This window comes from uncultured Capnocytophaga sp. (genome assembly GCF_963525585.1).
Classification (GTDB): domain Bacteria; phylum Bacteroidota; class Bacteroidia; order Flavobacteriales; family Flavobacteriaceae; genus Capnocytophaga.
This window is the reverse complement of record NZ_CAURLX010000075.1, coordinates 1-4,368: the sequence shown is the minus strand read 5'-3', so window position 1 is coordinate 4,368 and position 4,368 is coordinate 1. Positions and strand designations below refer to the sequence as shown.

Genomic DNA, 4,368 nt, shown 5'->3' with positions numbered 1-4,368 from the left:
GGATTTTAGTAATTTTGCCCATAAAAATAAACCTATGAAAAAATTTTTATTTTTCCCATTTCTATTACTCTTAGTCGCTTGTCCCAAGAAACAAGCACCACCCCAATTACCAGAGGAGACAGTTCCTCCCACTGTAGAAGATACTCTCCATTCTCTGTGTAAAATTCCTAAAAATATTACCTCTTATATAGAAGCCAACCAAGATACTTTTACTCCTATTGACATAGAAAAACGGTTTTCTAAAGAATTTTGGGAATATTACCAAATTCATCAAGGTGAAGGGTGTCCTATCATTTGTTTTGGTGATTTCAATACTGACGGTCAGCAAGATGCTGCTCTTATGATTGATTATAAAGGAATAGGAGATGAGGCATATTCCAACAATAGTCCCTTTTTAGCAATCTTCCACAGCTATGAGACCAAGGTAGAAGATCCTGTTATCATCTATCAGTTAGATAGTTATAAAGAGCATAATCACTCTGTCATCTATGAGCAACCAGAAGGAATTGAATGCTATATAGAAAAAGGCAAGAGAAATGGAAAAGATATTATCAATCTGATACTACCTGAGAAGTCAGGCTTTCTAATATACTGGAATGAAGATACTTATAGATACCGATATGTAAATGTCTTAGATGAAATAGAAAACCCCTTTCCCAGAACCACCCTTACTCCAGAGGTAGAGGAGAATTTGTATCAACTCCTAAAATGTGATCATTTCTCGTGGAGAGAGGGATATTATCAAATTCCTGATTATGGCTGTTGGAGTCAAATTCAGCAATTAGGGATGGCAAATGTCATCCTAATTCCACAGACCCCTACCTTTGAGACCCATCTTGCTTGGGAGAAAGAACATCAGAAAGAAGGATATATCGAGGCTTTAGAGAATAGAATTGAGGCCTTATCTCTTGAAGAAATCAAAAAGCACTTTTGTGCTGTTGTTTTTCTGACCAACCCCTACTATTTGGACTATACCCCCTACTTGGATAGTTCCTACAATCCCACTTACCCCTATTATGAAGAAACTTTCCTACTAACCAATGGAAAATGGAGTAAAGGAAAAACTTATCTGATAACCAAAGATACAGATACTCAAATATACAAGCAACAAGAAAAATATATAGATAGCTTGTCTAAAAAATACCAACCAAAAATAACAAAATAAATATAGAAAATATATGTCATTAATCAAATCTATTTCAGGTATCCGTGGTACCATAGGTGGCAAGGTAGATGAGAACCTCACCCCTATTGATGCCGTCAAATTCGCTGCAGCTTATGGCTCTTGGCTCAAAGGACAAAGTGGCAAAGAACGCGTCAAAGTAGTCATCGGGCGAGATGCTCGCATCTCTGGCGAAATGATCCAAAACTTAGTGCAATACACCCTTATTGGCTTGGGAATTGATGTAGTCAATATAGGACTAAGCACCACTCCAACGGTAGAAGTAGCCGTGTCAATGGAAGAAGCCGACGGAGGGATTATCCTTACTGCCAGCCACAATCCTAAGGAATGGAATGCCCTAAAACTCCTAAATAACAAAGGAGAATTTGTCTCTGACCAAGATGGGAAAGCTATCTTGAAAATCGCTCAAGAGAATGATTTTTCTTTTGCTCAAGTAGATAATTTAGGAGAAATTTTTATCAATGATGCTTATATAGATATTCATATAGATGAAGTGCTCCAGCTTCCTTTAGTTACTCCTGAAGCTATTCAGGAAAAGAAATTCCGTGTGGTGGTAGATGGTGTTAATTCTTCTGGTGGGATTGCTATTCCTAATCTTCTTAAGGAATTAGGCGTAGAAGTAATTAAGCTCTATTGTGAGCCTAACGGACAGTTTCCTCATAATCCTGAGCCTTTGAAAGAACATCTGGGAGATATTTGTAAGAAAGTAGTCGAGGAAAAAGCTGATTTTGGTATCGTAGTAGATCCCGACGTGGACAGACTTGCTTTTATTACCGAAGATGGAGAAATGTTTGGTGAGGAATATACCTTGGTCGCTTGTGCTGATTATGTACTTAGCAAAACTAAAGGAAATGTCGTTTCTAATCTGTCCTCTTCTCGTGCACTACGTGATATTGCTCATAAGCACGGAGTAACTTACACCGCTGCTGCTGTAGGCGAAGTAAATGTAGTTACCGAAATGAAACGTACAGAAGCCATCATCGGTGGGGAAGGTAACGGAGGAATTATCTATCCTGAACTTCATTATGGGCGTGATGCTTTGGTAGGTGTTGCTCTATTCCTTTCTCTTTTGGCAGAAAGAGGAATCTCTGTGAAACAATTAAGAGAGAGTTACCCAGCTTACTTTATGAGTAAAAATAAAATCCAACTCACAGAACATATTAACCCTGACCATATCCTTAATGAGATGGAAAAGAAATATGCTAGTGAACAAATAACCACTATTGACGGACTCAAAATCGATTTTCCTGAAAGCTGGATACATCTTAGAAAATCAAATACGGAACCTATCATCCGAATTTATACAGAAGCAAAAAGCCAAAAAGAAGCTGATGAATTAGCTACACGATTTATAGAGGAGATTAAAGCTCTTTGCAAATAAATATTATGTGCTTGAAAATAGAAAAAATACATCATTTTGCAATTATCTGTAGCGATTATGAAAAATCGAAGTACTTTTATACAAAAGTACTTCCTTTTTCTATTATTGCAGAACATTACCGAGAAGAAAGACAATCTTTCAAATTAGATTTGAGCCTTAACGGAAACTATATTCTTGAACTCTTCTCCTTCCCCAATCCTGCCAAACGACCTAGCTATCCTGAGGCGTGCGGTGGAAGACATCTTTGCTTAGGAGTAAGTGATATAAAAGAAACTATCTCTTTTCTACAAAAGGAAAATATAGCTTTCCAACCCCTTCGTACAGATGAATATACTGGCAAACAATTTACTTTTATAGAAGATCCTGATGGATTTCCTATAGAACTTTATGAATGCTAAAACTTTCCTCCTTGTTTTATCTTTATAATACCTTCTAACAATGATAAAAATATTAAAAAACTACTTTTTCGCCTTTATTCTCCTTATAGTATTTAATTTTATTTTAATTGCTATGACAGGAAACGGATACTTTATGTATCTTTTTTTCTATCTCTATGGAATTCTTGGTTTGATTGCTTTTGCAAACATTCTCTTGCATATAGGAAGCCGTTACAAAGGAACGGGAATCTATATTCTTGCTTTTGTTTTCTTAATACTTATAGGTACATTCCTTACTTATTATGGTGGAGAATTGTCTAGCAAACTTTTACTCTACAACTCAAAAAGAAACTTTCCTTCCGCACTTAAAGAATTCGTTTCCCTAGGAGAAGACCCGATTTCTGTAGAAGGAAAAGAGATTATTCCTTTTAGCTATTACAAATGGTTTGATTTGGAAAACTATACAATGTCTGAGAAAAACGAACTCATTGCTCTCTATAGAGATTCAAGAGCTCAGGAAGGAGACTTAGAAGTTCTTGTGAGGAAATTCGATACTGCGGGAGAGGTTATCGATTCTCTTTCCTTTCATTATTCAAAGGAGAAAGAAAGCAAAGTATTTCTGATAGAGGATTGCCTAATAGATGTTTATAGTCGGACTTATAACAAATCTTGGTTTGTAGATGGAAACAAAGAATTTCTTCCTATGAAATTAGTAGAAGGTTCTCAAAAGTGGAATTTCCAACAAGTAAAAGACTTTCATTATAACAGAACTAAAGATTCTCCTTATTGTCATATTATAAAAAATTCTTATTGGTCATTTCCTGATAAAGGTGATTTCCCCGAGTCAGGTGACCCTCAATTTATAATTGTTTTCCTAAAAGATAATCAATTATATTATTACATTACCTCTTATGATATTACTGACGATTTTTATTTCTATAATGAAAAATATGTAATAAAATTCCCCGAACATACTTCCTCTCCTCTCCTATTAGCTTACAGAAATAAGTTCTTATATAATGAAGACCATTTAGTAAAAGGAGAAAAATCATCACAACGTACTCATATTGATCCCGTTTATTATTTGGACAAAATGATAGAATGTAGAGGACTAGAACCACTTCATCCTTCTTGGTCTTTTAAAGTAGGAAAAGGATACGGTGAGTTATATTACAAATTAAAGATAGAGGATAAAATACTTCCTTTGAAAACAGATTATGGTATCTATGGAAATTATGAAAGAAGTATAAAATATCCTACTTACTATTGGAAAAATGACACCGAAACCATTGAAGAATGTAAATATATATATTTGTATAGTAATAAAAACCTAAAATATTATCTACTACGCACCCCATTAGGACTTTACATCATAAAATAAATATTTTACAGCTATGAAATCAAAATTATCACATCTGTTTTTTGCC

General features: G+C 34.9%; 4 protein-coding genes. All 4 read left to right on the top strand.

The window, feature by feature from the left end; all coding sequences use genetic code 11:
- The coding region (locus RYK20_RS10670; protein ID WP_314895409.1) for a hypothetical protein at nt 1-1,165 on the top strand (1,165 nt) is incomplete at its 5' end.
- A gap of 13 nt (nt 1,166-1,178) precedes the next feature.
- The gene (gene glmM, locus RYK20_RS10665; RefSeq protein ID WP_314895408.1) at nt 1,179-2,564 is read left to right on the top strand and encodes a phosphoglucosamine mutase; all 1,386 of its coding nucleotides are present in this window, start codon (nt 1,179-1,181) and stop codon (nt 2,562-2,564) included.
- A gap of 5 nt (nt 2,565-2,569) precedes the next feature.
- Nucleotides 2,570-2,962: a VOC family protein gene (locus tag RYK20_RS10660; protein ID WP_311457486.1), complete on the top strand. Its 393-nt coding sequence runs from the start codon at nt 2,570-2,572 to the stop codon at nt 2,960-2,962.
- 112 nt (nt 2,963-3,074) lie between these two features.
- Nucleotides 3,075-4,322: a hypothetical protein gene (locus tag RYK20_RS10655; protein WP_314895407.1), complete on the top strand. Its 1,248-nt coding sequence runs from the start codon at nt 3,075-3,077 to the stop codon at nt 4,320-4,322.
- Nucleotides 4,323-4,368 lie beyond the last annotated feature (46 nt).

What these genes read in the sequence shown, in the direction of transcription:
- RYK20_RS10655 (WP_314895407.1), top strand. Translation starts at nt 3,075, where the DNA reads ATGACAGGAAACGGATACTTTATGTATCTTTTTTTCTATCTCTATGGA.
- glmM (WP_314895408.1), top strand. Translation starts at nt 1,179, where the DNA reads ATGTCATTAATCAAATCTATTTCAGGTATCCGTGGTACCATAGGTGGC.
- RYK20_RS10660 (WP_311457486.1), top strand. Translation starts at nt 2,570, where the DNA reads ATGTGCTTGAAAATAGAAAAAATACATCATTTTGCAATTATCTGTAGC.